The 19,483-nt window shown below is 45.6% G+C and carries 15 protein-coding genes; 8 read left to right on the forward strand and 7 right to left on the reverse strand.

Features of this window, described 5'->3' with window-relative positions; all coding sequences use genetic code 11:
- Positions 1-99: 99 nt before the first annotated feature.
- Positions 100-2,685 carry an autotransporter outer membrane beta-barrel domain-containing protein gene (locus Q0612_RS02720; RefSeq protein ID WP_298880453.1) on the reverse strand — a complete coding sequence of 862 codons (2,586 nt, stop codon included), beginning with the start codon at positions 2,683-2,685 and terminating at the stop codon, positions 100-102.
- A 337-nt stretch (positions 2,686-3,022) separates the two neighbouring features.
- On the opposite strand from Q0612_RS02720, the gene Q0612_RS02725 reads away from it, so the two are divergent.
- From Q0612_RS02725 to gatB, 5 genes are all read left to right on the forward strand, one after another.
- Positions 3,023-3,577, forward strand: coding sequence for a hypothetical protein (locus Q0612_RS02725; RefSeq protein ID WP_298880456.1), 555 nt, complete (start codon positions 3,023-3,025; stop codon positions 3,575-3,577).
- 24 nt (positions 3,578-3,601) lie between these two features.
- Positions 3,602-4,126 (forward strand): hypothetical protein, encoded by a 525-nt coding sequence (locus Q0612_RS02730; RefSeq protein WP_298880458.1) that lies wholly within the window; start codon positions 3,602-3,604, stop codon positions 4,124-4,126.
- Positions 4,127-4,541: 415 nt separating this feature from the next.
- Complete coding sequence (gene gatC, locus Q0612_RS02735; RefSeq protein WP_009145481.1) at positions 4,542-4,829, forward strand: Asp-tRNA(Asn)/Glu-tRNA(Gln) amidotransferase subunit GatC; 288 nt, start codon at positions 4,542-4,544, stop codon at positions 4,827-4,829.
- Between the two features lie 16 nt (positions 4,830-4,845).
- Positions 4,846-6,315, forward strand: coding sequence for an Asp-tRNA(Asn)/Glu-tRNA(Gln) amidotransferase subunit GatA (gene gatA / locus Q0612_RS02740; RefSeq protein WP_298880463.1), 1,470 nt, complete (start codon positions 4,846-4,848; stop codon positions 6,313-6,315).
- Positions 6,315-7,757, forward strand: a complete 1,443-nt coding sequence (gatB, locus tag Q0612_RS02745; RefSeq protein WP_009145483.1) for an Asp-tRNA(Asn)/Glu-tRNA(Gln) amidotransferase subunit GatB — start codon at positions 6,315-6,317, stop codon at positions 7,755-7,757. Before gatA ends, gatB begins: the two co-directional genes overlap by 1 nt.
- 112 nt (positions 7,758-7,869) lie before the next feature.
- Here the strand turns inward: gatB and Q0612_RS02750 are convergent, their stop codons facing one another.
- Both Q0612_RS02750 and Q0612_RS02755 read right to left on the reverse strand, forming a co-directional pair.
- Complete coding sequence (locus Q0612_RS02750; RefSeq protein WP_298880467.1) at positions 7,870-8,751, reverse strand: hypothetical protein; 882 nt, start codon at positions 8,749-8,751, stop codon at positions 7,870-7,872.
- A 168-nt stretch (positions 8,752-8,919) separates the two neighbouring features.
- The gene (locus Q0612_RS02755) at positions 8,920-10,026 is read right to left on the reverse strand and encodes a hypothetical protein (protein WP_298880470.1); all 1,107 of its coding nucleotides are present in this window, start codon (positions 10,024-10,026) and stop codon (positions 8,920-8,922) included.
- Positions 10,027-10,401: 375 nt separating this feature from the next.
- On the opposite strand from Q0612_RS02755, the gene Q0612_RS02760 reads away from it, so the two are divergent.
- Complete coding sequence (locus Q0612_RS02760) at positions 10,402-10,911, forward strand: flavin reductase family protein (RefSeq protein ID WP_298880473.1); 510 nt, start codon at positions 10,402-10,404, stop codon at positions 10,909-10,911.
- Between the two features lie 67 nt (positions 10,912-10,978).
- Here Q0612_RS02760 and Q0612_RS02765 read toward each other — a convergent pair whose 3' ends face one another.
- From Q0612_RS02765 to Q0612_RS02775, 3 genes are all read right to left on the reverse strand, one after another.
- Complete coding sequence (locus Q0612_RS02765) at positions 10,979-11,653, reverse strand: TetR/AcrR family transcriptional regulator (protein ID WP_298880476.1); 675 nt, start codon at positions 11,651-11,653, stop codon at positions 10,979-10,981.
- A gap of 530 nt (positions 11,654-12,183) precedes the next feature.
- Positions 12,184-13,059 (reverse strand): phosphoribosylaminoimidazolesuccinocarboxamide synthase, encoded by an 876-nt coding sequence (locus Q0612_RS02770; RefSeq protein ID WP_021721218.1) that lies wholly within the window; start codon positions 13,057-13,059, stop codon positions 12,184-12,186.
- 154 nt (positions 13,060-13,213) lie between these two features.
- Positions 13,214-14,050, reverse strand: a complete 837-nt coding sequence (locus tag Q0612_RS02775) for a PHP domain-containing protein (protein WP_298880480.1) — start codon at positions 14,048-14,050, stop codon at positions 13,214-13,216.
- Between the two features lie 340 nt (positions 14,051-14,390).
- Here Q0612_RS02775 and sstT point away from each other — a divergent pair, with 340 nt between their 5' ends.
- Complete coding sequence (gene sstT / locus Q0612_RS02780) at positions 14,391-15,647, forward strand: serine/threonine transporter SstT (protein ID WP_298880482.1); 1,257 nt, start codon at positions 14,391-14,393, stop codon at positions 15,645-15,647.
- 82 nt (positions 15,648-15,729) lie between these two features.
- Here sstT and Q0612_RS02785 read toward each other — a convergent pair whose 3' ends face one another.
- Positions 15,730-16,179: an Hsp20/alpha crystallin family protein gene (locus tag Q0612_RS02785; RefSeq protein WP_009145490.1), complete on the reverse strand. Its 450-nt coding sequence runs from the start codon at positions 16,177-16,179 to the stop codon at positions 15,730-15,732.
- Positions 16,180-17,358: 1,179 nt separating this feature from the next.
- Between Q0612_RS02785 and Q0612_RS02790 the strand changes: the two genes are divergently transcribed.
- Positions 17,359-18,744, forward strand: coding sequence for an S-layer homology domain-containing protein (locus Q0612_RS02790; protein WP_298880484.1), 1,386 nt, complete (start codon positions 17,359-17,361; stop codon positions 18,742-18,744).
- Positions 18,745-19,483 lie beyond the last annotated feature (739 nt).

Below are 19,483 nucleotides of genomic sequence, written 5' to 3' on the forward strand. Positions count from 1 at the left end.
CGGTGGTGTGAGAGGTCGACTGCTCAAATAATGAGCAGTCTCCTACTCGATTTTACTTACAGCATAGGATGTGATTATATGTTGAAGAATTATAACCTATCAGAAGGTCCAGCGCATACCTACGTTCCATTGCCAAGGTGTCTTGTAGTCGCCGCCGAAGGCTTTGGAAACATCTGCATACAGATAGCTGTTATCTTTGGTTTTGAGGTTGAAGCCGATGCCTGCCTCGTACCAGGTGTCGCCCAAATCGTTGCTGTAGGTGGTGGATACACCGTTGTAGCTCAGGCGGGTGTCAGCGCTGCCGCCGAAGTCATGCAGTACAGAAGCTTTGGCGTATACATTACCGTTGTCGCCAAGTTTGCTGCCAAGTTCGAAGCCCAAGCGGCCGATGGTGCTGCTTTGGCTGTCCTGACTGATAGTAATGCCGTTGGCGGTAGTGTAATCCTTACCGGCAATACGCAGCCAGGAAAGCTGTGCCTGCGGGGTGAAGTAGGCCTTGTCGCCCATAGCGATTTCTCTGCCGTATTCAGCACTGATGCTGCTGCCCCAGGTTTTGTACTGACCATGGGTGTAGCCAATCGGTGCAGAGATATCGTAACCATTGCTCAGACGGCCTTCCTTGAGTACGATGTCTGCATAATGTCCCTTATCGCCCAGCCAGGTGCCGTACAGAGTAAGTGCCAGGCTACGGTTTTTCGCTGTTGCATCGCCGTAGGTGGTTTTACCGCTGTTGCGGCTGATAGCAGCGCCGTAATGCCAATCGCCGCCAGCCTTATCATAGCCCATCTGGAAGAAATTATTCTGGTTTTTGGCATTGTCATATTTAAATTCGCCGCGGTTCAGGCGTACCCAGAAGCCCTGGTCACCATCGCCCTGACGCAAATCGCCTAAACGCTTGCTGAGAGTAGCGTCCTCTTGTCTCCAGGACAGTGCTGCAGCGTTTTGCATATGGCTGATAGCATCCACAGTAGTGCTTTGGGCAATTTTTACATTAGCAATTGCGTTGCCGTCAAGATGGTTGATGGTATCTGCCTGCATCTGGCCGATGAGCAGACCTTCGTTTACCTGAACGTCAAATTTTGCTGCACTGTCATCGTGAATCTTCAAGCTGTTTTTAACGAGGCCTTCTAAGCCGTCTGCGTCCTTAACGTTATCAGCATTGATGCCTGCATAGGAGGTATGTACTGTGGTCGCATCGGTGTCTGCGTTGTTTACGCGGAAGAAGCCAGTCTTGAGGTTTGTATTAGACTCTAACATCAGCTCGCCGCCGGTGCCCTTCAGGTGCAGAACGTCAATGTTTTGCGCCTGTTCGTTGGTCATGGTAATGTTGCCATCATTAATGGTGATGTTTTCCAAATAGCTATAGCCATTGCCGTACTCGCCCATAGCATGCCAGGTAGCCTTATTGGCGAGGGTGAGGTTAATGGTACCATCATCATCCGTATCTGGATAAGAACCGCTTTGGTCGAGATTGCCGGTGATGCTGGAAGCATCTGTGTTCAGGTTAAGGTTAACGATGGCAGTGTTGGCTGCATGTACGTCACCAACGATTACAACATTGTTAGTTGTACCTTGGTTGATGTTTACAATAGTGTCGGCATGTAAAAATGTATCGGCATCCTCGCCGTAAGCATTGATAGCGTTAAACAAGCCGTTGTTAGCATTGTTAGCGCCGGTGATGCTACCGCCGGCCATATTGAGAACAGCACCATCATGAACAAATAATACATCAACAGTACCACCATCACTATTGTTTTCAGCTTTAATATCAGTAATGCCTAGGTTTACCTTTGAATAGTCACATGCATGTACACCAATGGCTGAAATACCACCATCACCGTTGCTTTCAGCGTAAATAGTGCTGCCGTCACCGATGTTAACTTTGGCATTAGCGTAGATATTGATGCCAATGCTTTCACCCGAAGTCAGTGAGTTATTTGTAGTTTTAATGTGAGCTTCTTTGACATTTACTTCGGTATAACCACCAGTATGGATACCTCTTGCATAGCCATCATTTTTACCTTCAACTGTGGCAGTAATATCCAGCTTATTAAAATTCATTTTCACAAAGGGAAGTTGTTCATTATTGGGGTTGAAGAAACATTGTGCAAAAATGCCATTTGCCCAAACCTCTCCGTATTCACCGCCTTGTGAATGTAATTTAATAGACGTAGCATTCTTAATGCTAATGGTAGATTCTACAGCTTCTTCGCCTTCACCTTCACTCTGCATTACAATGCCATTTGCTCCAGCAGATTCTTCATGGTTAGTATTTAAAATGATATTAAGGTTATCGGCTGTTATATGGTTATTCGGGCCATAAGCTTCGATACCGCTGGCATAGCTGGGAGCTGAACCTTTGATGCTGATATCTGTAGCGGTTAAATTACCTTCATAATCAGTATAAATACCATTGATATGACTATTATCGTTAGCAATATCAAGATTTAAACCATTAGAGAAAATAAATTTTTGGCCTTTTTCATTATAGAAGTCAATCCCTACATTGTTGTTATTCAACTTGACCAAATCACCGTCAGCAAATTGGTAAGTGTAAGTAGAGGTACTGGTATCATCAGTACGGATACCTAATTCTTGATAGGCATCAGTTCTGCCGAAAATTGCTTCGTCATACTCCTGCGCAGAAATGATGGATGGTTGTGCCCCCCCCGATGTACAGCGCAAGCATTACAGCTGTTGTCAGGGTTTTGGAGATTAATTTTTTGCGTTGCATAAACAAGACCACCTTTCTTTAAATCGGCCAATATAAAGAAACCTTTAAGAATATTACAACAATTAATCAGCCGATTCTTTTCTACATCTGCATTATATATCAGGCAACAGAAAAACACCCCACCCCAAAGGGCAAATTCGGGTAGGGTGAAGTGAAAAATTTGCTGAGTTTGTGAAAAAATTTAAAGTCACCTTCTCTTCCTACCCCAAATCACTCTTTCGGGTAGGGACAAAGCTGCGCTGATACGCTATGCTATAAGCAGAAGAATAGCAAAAGGCGGTGAGCAGCATGCGCAAACAAAAAAGTAATAAGCTGAGAATTATTCACCTGCTGTTATTGGCAGCGCTCCTGTTGCTGACAGTAAAGCTGATTTATGCCCAGGTACGGGGAGGCGATAGCATGGGACGTATAGAATGGACGGGTATGCAATTATACAGAAACGGCTCGAATTATGATTCTAGCTATAATTATGCACTGCGTTTGGACGCTAAAAGCGGGCAGATGCTCTATGACTGCAGCTTTAAGGCTCCGGTAAATCTTAACGACGACACCTGGCGCTGTGAGCTGGAGAGCGTGCCTGTGACGCGCGAGGAGTTGGCGCCTCTTGATGCGCTTATCCAAGGACTGCCGCTGGCACCGCCCAAGGAACCTGAGCCGGTTGATGAGGATTTGCTTGTCTGCGATGAGACTAATGAAATTTTTGATGTGAGTATCGCCAACTATAAGGATAGAAGTGTCAAAAAGCTGACGGCGCCTTTGAGCGGGGAGCAAAGAGCGGAAATGCAAAAGCAGTTTCTGCAGCTTTACCTGAAGGCTAAGGACAGAGCTCCGCTTCGCAATTAAGGCTTAACAAAGGCGGTGAGCGGTATGCACAGTAAATTATGGAAAATCGGCAAAATGCTGCTGGTGGTGCTTGTACTGCTGACAGCTAATATAGGTTGTGCGCCGGTACAAGGAGAAGATAAGATGACACACGTAGAATGGTCTGCCTTTTATATGAATAAGAACCATCAGTTCCGCACCCTGTGCTATAGCTTTGAGGTTAATTATGATCCCTTTAAGGAAGGGCAGGGAACCTTCAGTTGCTTTTTTGTTGATAAAAATGGCAAGAATTGCCTGCTGTCATCAGCCAAGGTGACAAGTGAGGATTTGGCAGAGCTGGATGCTTTTATCCAAGAGCTGCCGCTTGCGGAGCAGAAGCAAAAGCAGAAGCAGACGGAGATGCTGTTTGCGCACGATGCGACAACAAGGGAGTTTTATATTACTCTTGGCAGCTATAAAAATAAGAACAGACGTAAGGTAAGGCCGCAGCTAAGCAGTATGCAGCAGGATAAAGCATTGGATATTTTGAAGAGGCTGTATGCTAAGGTGAGCAAGCGAGAGGGAAAGTAGCGCCAGATGCTTTGAGTTTAGAGAACCGCCGTGAGGCGGTTCTTTTTGTATTATTGTGTGTATGGATGCTATACGAAGAGAAAGGCTCTCCTTGGGGAGAGCTGTCGCCAGTAGGGCGACTGAGAGTGGGTGTGCTTATGCATATATTTTATTTTGTTGAACCCCTCTCCGTCATCGCTACGCGATGCCACCCGCCCCAGGGCGCCTTCTCTTGCCCTACGGGCAATTCACCTTGTCTCCCCAAGGAGAGGCTTTATTGTTTTGCAGTCTGATTTTTTAAAAGCCGCTTTTTCCTAAAAATATCCCTGCAACAGCGTTCAAACCGCCTTACTCAGTGTACTTTGCTCAGTAAATGTGTTATAATAAAACAGGTTATTTGTAAAAATAAAACGAGTTTTTATAGGATGGTGAAAAAATGAAAGTTTCTGCTGAAGACGTAAAGCATATCGCACAGCTTTCCCGTTTGACTGTTCCTGCTTCCGAAATGGAAGTATTCACCGAGCAGTTCAACCAGATTCTTAACTATGCCGACATTCTTGAAAAAATTGATACCGCAGGTATCGAACCTACCCCGTACGTATTGCCGGTAAGCAATGTACTGCGTGAGGACGTTGTCAAAGAAGGCGTATCCCACGAGGAAGCCTTGAAGAACGCTCCTGCTGTTCACAATGACGGCTTTAAGGTACCGCGCGTAATCGAATAAGAAGGAGGCAAACGCTGTGGATTTGTATAAACTTACTGCGCACGAGCTGCATGAAAAGCTCGTCAACAAAGAAGTAAGCTCCGTCGAATTAACTAACGCTGTTATTGCGCGTGTCGACGCAGTTGAAGACCAGGTTAACGCTTACGTAACCCTGGATAAAGAAAACGCTCTGGCACAGGCTGCCAAGGTTGATGCCAAGATTGCCGCAGGCGAGAAAATCGCTCCGCTGGCAGGTATCCCCGGTGCAATCAAAGATAATATTTCTACCAAAGGCCTGCGCACTACCTGTTCCTCCAAAATGTTGGAGAACTTCATTCCTGTATATGACGCACATGTTATCAAAAACCTGCGCGCTGATGAAACCATTTTCCTGGGCAAAACCAACCTGGATGAATTTGCTATGGGCTCTACCACCAAGACCTCTCATTTCGGTGTAACCCATAACCCCTGGAACCTGGACCGCGTTCCCGGCGGCTCCTCCGGCGGTAGTGCTGCTGCTATCGCTGCAGGCGAAGCTATCTGGACTCTGGGCTCCGATACCGGCGGCTCTATCCGTCAGCCGGCATCCTTCAACGGCTGCGTTGGTATTAAACCGACCTATGGCCGTGTATCCCGTTATGGCTGCGTAGCATTCGCATCCTCTCTGGATCAGATCGGACCTATCACTAAAGACGTAACTGACGCTGCTTTGGTACTCAACACCATCTGCGGTAAGGACGAGATGGACTCCACCTCCCTGAACGTAGAGGTTCCCGACTTCACCAAAGCACTGGTAAATGACGTTAAAGGCCTGCGCATCGGTCTGCCGAAGGAATACTTCGGTGAAGGCGTTGATGCTAAGGTTAAGGCTGAAATCATGAAGGCCGTTGAAAAATATAAAGAGCTGGGCGCTGAAATCGTTGAGGTTTCCCTGCCGCATACCGAATATGCTGTAATCACCTATTACATCATTGCTCCGGCTGAGGCTTCCGCTAACCTGGCACGCTTCGACGGCGTTCGCTACGGTTACCGCAATGTAGATGCAACCTCCGCACCGGAAATGACCACTATGAGCCGCACCGAAGGCTTCGGTCAGGAAGTACGCCGCCGCATTATGCTGGGCACCTACGTACTGAGCAGCGGTTACTATGATGCATACTACAACAAGGCTATGCAGGTTCGTACCCTCATCCGCCGCGACTTTGAAGCTGCGTTTGAAAAATGCGACGTGCTGCTGACCCCGACCTCTCCGGTTCCTGCTTACGGCATTAACGACCAGATGGATCCGCTGACCATGTACATGCTGGACGTAACCACTATTCCGGTAAATATGGCTGGTCTGCCGGGTATTTCCATTCCTTGCGGCTTTGCTGATGACGGCATGCCTATCGGTATGCAGCTGATCGGCAAGGTTCTGGACGAAGCAACCATTCTGCGTGCTGCTTATACCTTTGAACAGGCAACCGAATATCATAAAGTATTCGCACCGCTGGGAGGTAACAAATAATGACTAAATATATTACCGTTATCGGCCTGGAAGTTCATGCCGAGCTGAAAACCAAAACTAAAGCATTCTGCAGCTGCTCCACTGCCTTCGGCAGCCTGCCCAACACCCATGTATGCCCGGTTTGCCTGGGTATGCCCGGTGCACTGCCTGTACTGAACAAGCAGGTTGTTGATTTCGCTATCAAGGCCGGCCTGGCGCTGAACTGCGATATCCAGAAATACAACAAATTTGACCGTAAAAACTACTTCTATCCTGACCTGTCCAAGAACTACCAGATTTCCCAATTTGATAAGCCTATCTGCCTGGGCGGCCATATCGACATCGTTGTTGACGGCGAGCATAAACGCATCGGCGTTACCCGTATCCACATGGAAGAGGATGCTGGCAAGCTGAACCACAGCGGCGCAACCATCAGCACCTCCGACTCCTCCGCAGTTGACTACAACCGTGCAGGCGTACCGCTGATTGAGATTGTATCCGAGCCGGATATGCGCAGTGCTGCCGAAGCTCGTGCTTACATGGAAAACCTGAAAGCAATTCTGGAATATACCGATGTCTGCGACTGCAAAATGCAGGAAGGCAGCCTGCGCTGCGACGCTAACATCTCCATCATGCCCGAAGGCGCTAAGGAATTCGGTACCCGTGCCGAAATCAAAAACCTGAACTCCTTCCGTGCGTTGGAGCGCGCTATCAACTATGAAGTTGAACGCCAAAAAGAGGTTCTCGAGGACGGCGGCCACGTTGTTCAGGAAACCCGTACCTGGGATGAAGCTAACGGCGTAACCCTGTCCATGCGTTCCAAGGAAGAAGCACATGACTACCGTTACTTCCCTGAGCCTGACCTCGTTCCGGTACAGCTGGACGATGCCTGGATTGAGCGCATTCGCGAAACTCTGCCGGAGCTGCCGGCTCAACGTCAGGCACGCCTGATGAGCGAGCATGGTCTGCCGGAATATGATGCTTCCCAGATCGTTTCCACCAAGGCTATGGCTGAATACTTTGATGAAGCAGTTAAGACCGCTAAGGACAGCAAAGCAGTTTCCAACTGGCTGCTGGGAGATGTATCTGCTTACATGAACAACGAAGGCATTACTATTGCTGACTTCAAGGTAACCCCTGCACACCTGGCAGAGCTGGTTAACCTGATTAAAGACGGCGTGCTGTCCAGCAAGCTGGCTAAAAAGGTATTTGCCGAAATGCTCAAAGAGGATGAGGCTCCGAAGGCTCTCGTTAAGAAGCTTGGTCTGGAGCAGGTTAGTGATGAAGGCGCTATCCTCAAGCTGGTTGAAGAAACCATTGCTGAGAACCCGCAATCCGTTGCTGACTACAAGGCCGGTAAAGATAAAGCTATCGGCTTCCTCGTTGGCCAGATTATGAAAAAATCTCGCGGCAAGGCTAACCCGGGCATGGTTACTAAGATGCTCAAGGAAAAAATGCAATAAGGCATACATAGCCTGGCAATATCTGCGTGTATTAAAAGCATAAAAATAAGCACCTTGCTTTGACGTAAAATTTACGTTTGAGCGAGGTGCCTTTTTATTGCTGAATTTTAATTTATTGGCCGTTGTTGCGAAACAATTTCCAGTAAAATAAAAGTGTACGATAATTATGTTCGTGGTCTATACCAATGACAAAGAAGTTTAAGGTGATTTCACTCTGACCGGCTACGCATATACTGATCCTTTCGTTATTATCATGGTTGATGCAAATAATTGGTTTATAAGCTTCAATTTTTTCGATTTGTTTCCAGGATATTGTTCGTGGTAGCTTTAGCGGCTCAAGAAATTGCCATCTGATTTTATAATTTTGCTGCAAGCCGTTTTTATCAATACTAACAATAGGCGTATGCTTTTTTATGGACATTTTAGCAAAATACATATGACGGATATAACAGATTGTTAAACCGGCACCTATTAAAAAGTGAGGAACAGCAAAAAGTATGCCATAGTATAAAAAATAAATGGCAATAAACATGAATACCGCAGCAAATATCAGGTTGAAATAATCGCTTAAATTACAATTGTAGAAATAACTTTGACGAAAATCGCTCTGTAAAAAATATTTACTGTCATTATAATTATGCTTAAGGATAAATGCGTTGGCTGTTGCTTCTTCATTAGCGTTACGGCTTTTGGTAACAACTATAAAACTATCACCTTGAGCAGCAGTGTTTATTATGCGTAAATCGTAGGCTGCTTGCATGAAAATTTGTCTGAAGCTGTTAAAGGCTTCGATGCTGTTAACATGGACAGGGTTTATAGCAAAGCAAATTTTTTCAGGCGTAATGCCACCTCTTTGCATTGAATTTACAAAATTTTGGATGTCTGTGGTATTGTTGGCGACAATAATGTCATGGGGAATGAAAAGTTTGTTGTCTTCGCCAAGTATAACGATGATACTTTGTGTTTCTTCTATTTTTATACCGCCGTAGAGCATGAGGGCACCTTCTTTGCTTTAGATGATATAAGTATAGCATTTCTTTATAGTGATATAAAGCTACCTATAGGATATACAGACAAATTTTTTGGCATATAAAAATCTGCTTGGCTTAAATTTTTAAGGCTCCCCGTCTGAACGGTAACGTTCAGGAGGGGAGCATTTAGCTTACGGATTAAACCTGATAGACTTGGCAGATTTTACTACTGCAGCCTTCTGCCGTTTGGCATCATCAAACGGATATTGATAGTCAAAGGAAATAAATTTACCATCCCTTACGAAGATATAATCCATCTCCGTGGAATTGGATAAATCAAAGCTTACATTCAAGCAGTTTTCAGAGCCAATAGTGATAAATTGAGCTTTGATATTGTCAAGCTTGTATTTAGGATTTTCTTTTTGCCTTACTTCTACTTTCTTTTGTATGCGTGCAGCTTCTTTAGCAGCAAGTGTTTCTTTATCTTTATCGCTAAGGTTAGCAAAAGAATTAGGATAAAAGCTTAACTCTGCTTTATCAGTAATGTTTACAATCATGGGGCTGACGAAAAAATAACCATTAGAATAGGCGAATGTGTGATGGGGATCATTTTTTATAGGCATTAGTATACAGTTAGCTGGCGTAGTAAAGGATGCAGGATAATCTTTTAGAGTTTTTGTGGTAAAAGGACGTTTGTAAATATCATCGCTTAGAGGAGTAATTTTAACGGATTGGATTATTTTAGGGAGAAATAATTTTTCGTCAATAGGATAGATAAATCTATTTCCCACGTAGCTAAATTTATAAATACCATTTGGTGTAATGATTATGTAATTATCAAAAATAGCTAGTTCTTTCTCAGGTAAGTAGTATGAAAAACGCATTGCCGGGTATTTGGCAATAGAGAGCTGTTCTTTGAGCAGAATCTTATAGCCTTTCGCTTCCAGGTCAGCTAGCTTTTCGTAAAAAAACTTGGTGTTCAGCTTTTTTAAATCTTTAGCTTTAAGGATAAACGGGCGACAATCAACAAGAAAAACTCTTCCATCACCGCGAAAAGAGTATAGGATATTCTTGTTTTTACTTTGATATTCTTTGTAATCTTTTTCAGGCACTGCAAAACTGAAGCCATATTCTTCGTTTTTATAATGCTGCATACTGATATTCGTCTTATCAGGATTAATGTGGTATAGGTCTAAAATTTGTATCTTTTCTTTTTCGGTAGCAGATTCTTCTGCTTGGACGATACTATTTAGAGCAACACAGGCCAAAAGAGCTACGACTAAAAATTTTTTGAGCATGGTTAAGACCTCCTTGGATATTCCTGACTAAAGTATAGCATTTCTTTATCGTGATATAAAGCTAGCCATAGAATATACGGACAATTTTTTTGCGCAAAGTAAGTTGCCTAGCTTAAATTTTTAAGGCTCCCCGTCTGAACGGAAACGTTCAAGAGGGGAGCCTTTTTGCACTAACTCACAACTTTTTTAAGGGACTTTTCATGTCAACTTGCAACTTTTTCCAACGACTTTTGCAAAGCGCATCGGATAGGCGAGGGGAGAGCGAAGATGTGGCGATAACTTTTGCCTGCTTGCGCACGAGTTCCCCAAAAATTTACACATAGCTTGCGTAAACGCTGTATAATATTCTTGTAAATCAAATGAGGAGGTTTTGTTATGACTATGAAAAAAATCAACGCCTTTGAGCAAGGCGAAGCAATTTTAAAAACTCTGTCCAAGGGTGCATTTCTGACTACTGCTGCCGAAGGCAAGCAGAACACAATGACAATCGGCTGGGGCAGCCTGGGCTTTAAGTGGGGCCTGCCGACCTTCACTGTTATGGTGCGCCAAAGCCGTTATACCAAGGAGCTGATTGACGCTAATCCGGAATTTACCGTCAGCTTCCCGGTAAAAGAGGGCTTTGCCAAGGCTCTTGGTCTGTGCGGCAGCAAGTCCGGACGTGATCTGGACAAGTTTGCAGCTGCAGGCTTAACTACGGAAGCAGGCGAGACCGTCAGCGTTCCTGTTATCAAGGGCTGCGGCCTGCACCTGGAATGCAAAATCGTGGAGCATTACACCATGGCGGAGGATAAGTTCGACAAGGAGCTAGGCGAGAAATGGTATGCTAACAAGGATTGGCACACCTGCTACACCGGTATCATTACTGCCGCTTATGTAGAAGAATAACAAGTAAAGTCTTATGACAAACGCAAAAGCAGCTGCCGCAATGCGGCAGCTGCTTTTACTATGCGCGTCAACGTGCGTTGCCACGCAAAAAGTGGTCGGTAATTATTCTTGCTGCTTCCTCGTCCGTTATATCGGCGGCAATATCGTCGCTTTGGTTAAAAATGCTCATGGCTACACCGAAGAAAACAAACTTAGTTGTAATCTCCGGCACGGTATCCTCCTTCAGCAGGTTGTCCTGCATTGCCTTAGTAATCAGCTGAGCTAAAATATCATATTCATCATGCAGGATTTTGTGATAGCGCAGGATACGTTCAATCGTTTCCTCACTCAATTTTACAGAATTATAGCGGGGAACAACCTTAAAGCCGTCACCGTCAGGATTAACTCTGCAGCCATTGGTGCCGCCGAGCATTTCAAAGCAGATAATCTGCCACAGAGTACTGTTGGCAACGTAAAAATGCACCATTACCTCAAAATATTTTTTGAGCTTTTCCTCAAAGCTGTCTACGCTGTTGACAGCCTGGTGCAGCTTTTCTAAAAAAGGCGCATTTTTATCGGCAACCAGCTTGTAGAAAAGGTGCTCTTTATTGCCGAAGTATTTATAGACAGTTCCCTTGCCTACGTCAGCTAGGGCTATTATTTCATCGAGCGTAGCCTTTTCATAGCCATGCTGCGAAAAAACCTCTTCCGCTGCCTGTAAAATCCTTATATCCTTGGGTAATGACGCGTCTATTGCCACCATGAAACCTCCAACTATCCTAAATAGGAAATTTTTTCGTACATTTATTACATTAATTATACCTTTTTATGCAGATAATTGCTAGTGAAGTTTACATGTTTTATCAGCCGGAATTTTACTTTTCGTGACAAAATAAAAAACCCGCTCGCCGCGGGCGTTTTTATTTCGCGTAACTGCTGTCCGGCCCCTCAGCCGTCAGTGCTTTGTGCTTTTAGCATTTCCAAAAGTCCCCTCAATTGGCCGCTTCCACGAACCACCTTGTCTGCTTTTACGGTGGCGATACGTTACGCGATTAAGCACTATTATATTTACGGATTCTCTTACACTAATATATAGTATTTGCAGTGCTATGAGAAACAAAAAAACAACAACGGAAATAGACAGCTTGCGCTGTTCCAACTCCGTTGTTGTTTATGGTGAAATTATACAACCAATGTCCATGGTTGTAAACAATTTTTTTGTAAAGAGCGTTAAATTTTTCCTGAGCCTGTTGCTTCTGCAACAAAAGTTACAGTTTTAAAGCATTTTCAGAATTAAAAGTCAAACTTTTGACCTGTCAGCAGTTCATATGCTTCGATGTATTTGCCGATGGTTTTGTCGATAACATCCTGCGGCAGCTCATAGCCTGCATCCGGGTTAGCGCTCAGCCAATCGCGGACAAACTGTTTGTCATAGGAGGGCTGGCCTTGGCCAACCTTATAGCCTTCCAGCGGCCAGAAGCGGGAGCAGTCCGGGGTAATCATTTCGTCACCCAGTACAACCTCGCCGTTCTCGTCCAGACCAAATTCAAATTTGGTGTCGGCAATGATGATGCCGCGCTCCAGAGCATAAGCAGCGCATTTTTTGTAGATAGCGATAGTGTAGTCACGCAGCTTCAGAGCATATTCTTTACCGCGGCCCGGATACAGCTTTTCCAGGATTTCGATGCTTTGCTCTACGCTGATGTTTTCGTCATGGTCACCGATTTCAGCTTTGGTGCTGGGGGTGAAGATAGGCTCAGCCAGCTTTTGGGATTCCTGCAGGCCTTCGGGCAGTTTAATGCCGCAGATTTCACCGGTTTTCTTGTAGCTTTCCCAGCCGCTGCCGGTGATGTAGCCGCGAACGATGCATTCGATAGGCAGCATGTTCAGCTTTTTGCATTTCATGCTGTTGCCGGTGAATTCGGGTTTCTGGAAGAATTCGGGCATATCTTTGGTATCAACGGAAATCATATGGTTAGGAACAATGTCTTTGGTCAGATCGAACCAGAATTTGGAAATCTGAGTCAGCACAGTGCCTTTTTTCACAATCATGTTTTTCAGAATATGGTCAAATGCGGAAATACGGTCAGTGGCAACCATAATAATGCTGTCACCAACATCATACATCTCACGAACCTTGCCGGATTTAAACGGTTTGTACTCTTGCATTTTAATGCCTCCTAAAAATTTCTCAACAAGTAAATGCAGGCTCAGTGCCGGAATTTCTTGTCAGTGTTAACTTTGTTATATTTTATGGTAATATCATAGCACAGTCAGAGAAAAAAGTCGAACGTTTTTCATGTTTTAACAAATATTTTTCGGATTATTTTACGTCTTGCGGTAAAAGGCCGTCCAAGCGCAGCATATCGGCAGTGACCAAAGGCTGTCCCAAACGTCTCCCCGGCACAAATGTACCATGGCAGTCGCTGCCGCCGCTGATAAGTAGACCGTGCTTTTTGCAATGCTGGAGCAGGCGCTGCGTTCCTTCTTCCGAATGGTTGGAGTGGTAGCATTCAAAGCCGTCGAATTTCTCCGTCCGCAGGATGTCGAGCACACGCTCCAAGCCGGGGCCGTGAAAGCCGCTGGCGGCATGCGCGCATAGCGCTGCGCCGCCAGCAGCGTGAATTGCTGCAATAACCTCGCTGATGGGCGGGAATTCCGGAAAGCCCAGGTCATGCTCCGGCGTAAAAATACGCTTAAAGAAATCGCCAACGCCGGTGCAAAGTCCCTTGTCAATCAAATAGGCGAGGGCACGCCAGCCGCCGCGACGTCTGTCATAGGTATAACGGGCGAACTCCGCTTCATCGACAGGCCAGCCGTCGCGCGCCAGCAGATGAATGCTGTCCACGTCCTTTTGCTCCAGCAATGCTTCGTTGTGCTGCATCAGCTCCAACAGCGGTTTATTATGGATATCAATGCCATAGCCCAGAATATGAAACGACAAAGCCTCCTTGGTGGAGCAGATTTCCGCCGCCGGCAGCAGCGTAATGCCTGCTGCCGCTGCCAACGTCATCGCTTCCGCAACGTTGGCTACGCTGTCATGGTCCGTTACGGCAATCAGCCCCAGCTGTTGCTTTTGCGCTTCGGCAATCAGCTCCGCCGGTGTCCAGGTGCCGTCCGAGGCTGTAGTATGTATATGTAAATCAGCTCTTACCGACATGTAAGCAGCTCCCTTCTATTAAATTCTGCTGTCAAAAAGCAGAAACAGAGTAAAATTTTTATATTTATAGCATAGTTTATAATCATAGGCATGTCAACTGCCGGTAAAGATATTCTCTCATTGCACAATAGTACGCCAGATTTTTTTACAGTCTGTGCAATTTTGTAACAAGCGTAACACTTATTTGCATTTTAAGGGTATCAGTCCCTTTTATGAGTACGGATAATTTTCGTGTCTACTCTACAAATACAATGCTCGTTGTAGACTTGACGTTATTTAACTTATGATATATACTATGAACATCGTTGTATACGGGAGTAAAAATTAGGGGGAATTCATTATGTTTAGAAAATTTGCTGCGATTATCAATGAAGTCGCACTCATCAAGCAAATTGCCGTTGGTCTTGTCATCGGCATTCTGCTGGCACTTTATGTACCGAAAGCGGTACCTGTTGTTACCATCTTCGGTGACCTGTTCGTAAAAGCATTAAAGGGCGTTGCTCCGGTGCTGGTTTTCTTCTTGGTTATGAACGCTATGGCCAAAAAGAAAAGCGGCGGCGAAGCAAATATGAAGCCTATTATCGGCTTATATGTTATCGGCACCTTCTTTGCATCCTTAGTTGGTGTAAGCCTGTCCTTCCTGGCACCTACCACTCTGCACCTGCAGGTTGCTGATGCTAAGCTCAACCCGCCCAGCGGCATTGTTGAGGTTCTGCACAACCTGATTCTGAGTGTTGTAGATAACCCGATTGCTGCTCTGCTGCACGCAAACTATATCGGCATTCTGGCATGGGCTGTAGTATTCGGTATTGCTATGAACATGGCTGCCAACGAACAAACCAAAAATGCTCTGGACGATGTTGCTAAGGCTATCACCCTGGTTGTTAAATGGGTTATCCATTTCGCTCCTCTGGGCATCATGGGCCTGGTTGCAACCTCCATCAGCGACAGCGGTCTGTCTGCAATTTCCAGCTATGTACACCTGCTGGCAGTGCTTATCAGCTCCTACTTCCTGGTAGCGCTGGTTATGAATCCGTTGATTGTTTACTTCAACATCCGCCGCAATCCGTATCCGCTGGTATGGGCAACCATCCGCGAATCCGGCGTATACGCTTTCTTTACCCGCAGCTCCGCTGCTAACATTCCGGTTAACATGGCTCTGTGCAAACGTCTGGGCCTGAATCCTGATACCTACGCAATTTCCATTCCGTTAGGCGCAACCATCAACATGGCCGGTGCTTCCATCACCATTTCTGTATTGGCACTTGCTGCTGCCAATACTCTGGGTATTCATGTTGATATGCCGACAGCTCTCTTGCTGTGCATCGTTTCTACCGTTGGTGCCTGCGGTGCTTCCGGTGTTGCCGGCGGCTCCTTGTTGCTGATTCCGGTTGCCTGCGCTTCCTTCGGCATCAGCAATGATATCGCTATGCAGGTTGTTGGCGTTGGCTTCATCATCTCCGTACTGGAGGATGCTTGCGAAACTGCGCTCAACAGCTCCAGTGACGTTCTCTTTACCGCAACTGCCGAATTTGCAGAGCGCGCGAAGGAAGGTACTCTGAAGTCCGAAGACCTGGTTCCGAGAAACAACATTTAATTTAACATAACAACAAAACGGCCGCCGAAGCTAGTGCTCCGGCGGCTGTTTCATTTTGAAAGGATGATGTGGTTTTTATGTATTAGCCTTCAATGGCAATATATTTTTTGTCTTCGACTTTTTTAGGCTCAACCTTAGGAATAGTAACCTTCAGGATACCGTCTTCGAATTTAGCCTTGATATCCTCCTGGGTAACTGCTTCGCCGACATAGAAGGTTCTTGCACATTGACCGCTGTAACGTTCACGGCGGATATAAACGCCTTTATCGTTCTTTTCGTCCTTGTCGAGGCCTTTAGCAGCGGTAATGGTCAGATAACCGTTTTCCAGTTTGGCGCTGACGTCCTCTTTTTTGAAGCCCGGCAGGTCGATATCCATTTCATAAGCGGTATCCGATTCCTTGATATCGGTTTTCATAACGTTCTGGGCATGTTTACCATACAACGGATTGCGATGACCGAAGAACTCTTTTTCAAACGGGAAATCCATTAAATCATCAAATAAGCTTTCACCAAATACACTAGGCATCATCATAAGTCATTCCTCCAGTTTTATTGCGCTTGTTGTAGTCATTTTAATGTTGATGCAGCAAGTATTGATTTGATTTGCCAACGCGGGATTTGTGCTTTGCGGGTGCTGCCCTTGCAGCTCCTGTAGCTCATTTCCTTTGTTGATTCTGTTATACCACTATTTGTTAGCACTGTCAAGCGTTGAGTGCTAATTTCTGGCAATTTCACAGAAATTACAAAAAGTGGGGGTGTAGGGCCCCCCTTTCGCCTCACTACGTTCGGCACCTTACAGATGGAAAGCAGTACTAAAGAGCCTCTCCTTGGGGAGAGGTGCCGAGCTTGTCGAGGCGGAGAGGGGATATGCTGAAAATAATGCTATTCGTAAGCATAACGATTACAAGCAAATAATCTTTGTGTACGAATTTTCTTCAATCTAAATTCAAATGTAAGCCTATAAACTGCAGTCCCCTCTCAGTCGCCCTGGCGGGCGCCAGCTCTCCCCGAGGAGAGCCTCATCTTTCTTTATTAAAGTCTCATCTGCTTGCGGCCCCCTTCCGCCTCGCTACGTTCGGCACCTTACAGATGGAAAGCAGTACTAAAGAGCCTCTCCTTTGGGAGAGGTGCCGAGCTTGTCGAGGCGGAGAGGGGATATGCTGAAAATAATGCTATTCGTAAGCATAACGATTACAAGCAAATAATCTTTGTGTACGAATTTTCTTCAATCTAAATTCAAATGTAAGCCTATAAACTGCAGTCCCCTCTCAGTCGCCCTGGCGGGCGCCAGCTCTCCCCGAGGAGAGCCTCATCTTTCTTTATTAAAGTCTCATCTGCTTGCGGCCCCCTTCCGCCTCACTACGTTCGGCACCTTCCCCAAGGGGCAGGCAAGACTAATAGCGTAGGTTTTTGAACAATATCTTGATTACTGGTGTTAAAATTTTCTCTCAAACCACCACGAAAATCAAAAAATTCCTAAAAATTTCCCCTCATCCTACCCGAATTTGCCATTTCGGGTAGGGACAAGTTACTAAAAATTCGTTATACTACAGCCAGAAGCAAAGGAAAAACAAATAATCCTTCTTGCTTTTCCGACTTTACCAAACGGAGCAGGTACTGCAAAAACCAAAATGAAACAAGGCAAATTTTGGCAGCAAACAGCGCAAGCCTCCGCAAGGTAAAAAATTTACTTAAAGAGGAGGAATTTCTCATGAAAAAATCTTTAGTACTCGCAATGGCAATGGCTCTTGGTGTAACCGCATCCGCTTACGCTGCTAACCCGTTCAGCGACGTTCCTGCCGGTCATTGGGCTTATGACAGCATCAGCAAGCTGGCAGCTGCAGGTGTAATCGATGGTTATGGTGACGGCACCTTCGGCGGTGATAAGCTGATGACTCGCTATGAGATGGCACAAATTGTTGCTAGAGCAATGGCAAAGGGCGCTAATGTTGACAAGCTGGCAGCAGAATTTGCTGACGAGCTGGACAGCCTGGGCGTGCGCGTAGCTAACCTTGAGAAAAAGGCTGATAATGTAAAAATTACCGGTGAAGTTCGCTTCCGCTATGTTGACCAAGACGGTGCAATGGAAAAAAGGACTTTGAACAGAGGTTACAGAGTTTTGGGCAATGATTCCAACCATGTAGCAGATCTCCGTTCCCGTATCTGGATTAACGGCATGATTAATGATGACTGGACCTACACCGGCATGCTGCAGAATGTGCAGAACCTGAATAATAACACAGGTGATGAAAATACAAGCTTCCAGCGCGCTTATGTAGACGGCAAGCTGGGCGGTATGGCAGTACGTGCAGGCCGTTATAATCTGGTAATTGCTGATGGCAATATCTATGATACCCGTGCTGATGGCCTGGAGCTGTCTTATGGCAACAAGGTTAAGTTAAAAGGCTTTGCAGGCAAGGCAACTGATGATATCACTGTAGTACCGCTTATGATAAATGATGGCGTTAATACTGAAACTGGTGATATTACTAATGGCGGCAAGTATTGGGGCTTGGCAGTAGAAGGCGAGTTGGCTAAGGGCTTGAAGGCTACTGCCGGCTACACTCAATTCAAAGATATGGGAACCGGCTCTGTTGCATTTGACAATGGTAACTTTGACAAAACTGATATTGACAACGGCATTTGGCATGCAGGCTTGAGCTATGATATGGGGCATTTCAATCTGTCCGCTATGTATCTGAAGGGTGATTTGTCTGCTGACAAACTTAATGATCGTAGTGATGGCAACCTTAACAAAGCTATTGATAAATACCTGGATGACGACGGCTTTGTTATCGGCTTGGCTTATAAGGGTGCAAAGGCTGAGGATGCAGGCAGCTGGGGCGCATGGGCTAAATACTATGACCAAGGCGCACAAACCTATGTTGCACACACCACCGATGCTAACACCTTTGGTATGACCGGCTTCAAGGGCTTCGGCGTTGGCGCTAACTACACCATTGCTAAAAACATCGTAGCTAACGTTGCATACTACAACACTGAATCCAAGCTGTTGAAAGAACTTCCTGGAATTGCTGCTGATATGGAACGTACTAAAGATCATCGCTTCTGGACTGACGTAACCTTCACTTTCTAATAAACCTTCATACAAAAACTTCCTAAAATCGGCAGCGCTCGGCGCTGTCGGCAGAGAACCGCCGCAAGGCGGTTCTTTTGCGTTTGGGTGGGCGAGGGGGATTAGGCTCTCATAGGGGAGAGCTGGCGCCCGGTAGGGCGACTGAGAAGGGATTGGTGTTTAAAAACTTACTAATAGCATATGTATGATGGACCCCTCTTCGTCATCGCTACGCGATGCCACCTCTCCCCGAGGAGAGGCTCACCTTTCTTCCCAAAGTCATATTTGCTTACACAACTCTTCCGTCTGCTCGCAGCCCCCTTCCGCCTCACTACGTTCGGCACCTTCGCTATACTAAGACCCATTTTTCATGTAATGAAAAATGCTGGTCGTGTTATACTCGAAGAGTGCAAGGGGCAGGCAAGACTAATAGCGTAGGTTTTTGTACAAAATCTTATTACTGGAGTTTTATGTTTTCACTGCGATATATAATTGCTTGCATTAGTACGTAGAACTAAGCTTATTATTAGCCCATGAGTTATGGTAAAGCATTTTTTGCTAAGCTTTTTTGTGCGAGCAAAAAAGCGACTGTTTCCCGCGCTTTACGAAAGCGCGCCCCTTTCTTGTTACTTCTTTCGGGGACGAAAGAAGTAAATCTAAAGAACGCAGTAAAACCTAAAATTTTCTCTCAAACCACCCCGAAAATCAAAAAAATCCCCAAAATTTCCCCTCATCCTATCCGAATTTGCCATTTCGGGTA

It is taken from the genome of uncultured Phascolarctobacterium sp., from assembly GCF_937920985.1.
Classification (GTDB): Bacteria; Bacillota; Negativicutes; order Acidaminococcales; family Acidaminococcaceae; genus Phascolarctobacterium_A.

Excerpts from the sequence above, each read along its gene's own strand:
- Q0612_RS02725 (WP_298880456.1), top strand. The coding sequence starts at position 3,023 with ATGCGCAAACAAAAAAGTAATAAGCTGAGAATTATTCACCTGCTGTTA.
- Q0612_RS02730 (WP_298880458.1), top strand. The coding sequence starts at position 3,602 with ATGCACAGTAAATTATGGAAAATCGGCAAAATGCTGCTGGTGGTGCTT.
- gatC (WP_009145481.1), top strand. The coding sequence starts at position 4,542 with ATGAAAGTTTCTGCTGAAGACGTAAAGCATATCGCACAGCTTTCCCGT.
- gatB (WP_009145483.1), top strand. The coding sequence starts at position 6,315 with ATGACTAAATATATTACCGTTATCGGCCTGGAAGTTCATGCCGAGCTG.
- Q0612_RS02750 (WP_298880467.1), bottom strand. The coding sequence starts at position 8,751 with ATGCTCTACGGCGGTATAAAAATAGAAGAAACACAAAGTATCATCGTT.
- Q0612_RS02755 (WP_298880470.1), bottom strand. The coding sequence starts at position 10,026 with ATGCTCAAAAAATTTTTAGTCGTAGCTCTTTTGGCCTGTGTTGCTCTA.
- Q0612_RS02760 (WP_298880473.1), top strand. The coding sequence starts at position 10,402 with ATGACTATGAAAAAAATCAACGCCTTTGAGCAAGGCGAAGCAATTTTA.
- Q0612_RS02765 (WP_298880476.1), bottom strand. The coding sequence starts at position 11,653 with ATGGTGGCAATAGACGCGTCATTACCCAAGGATATAAGGATTTTACAG.
- Q0612_RS02770 (WP_021721218.1), bottom strand. The coding sequence starts at position 13,059 with ATGCAAGAGTACAAACCGTTTAAATCCGGCAAGGTTCGTGAGATGTAT.
- Q0612_RS02775 (WP_298880480.1), bottom strand. The coding sequence starts at position 14,050 with ATGTCGGTAAGAGCTGATTTACATATACATACTACAGCCTCGGACGGC.
- sstT (WP_298880482.1), top strand. The coding sequence starts at position 14,391 with ATGTTTAGAAAATTTGCTGCGATTATCAATGAAGTCGCACTCATCAAG.
- Q0612_RS02785 (WP_009145490.1), bottom strand. The coding sequence starts at position 16,179 with ATGATGATGCCTAGTGTATTTGGTGAAAGCTTATTTGATGATTTAATG.
- Q0612_RS02790 (WP_298880484.1), top strand. The coding sequence starts at position 17,359 with ATGAAAAAATCTTTAGTACTCGCAATGGCAATGGCTCTTGGTGTAACC.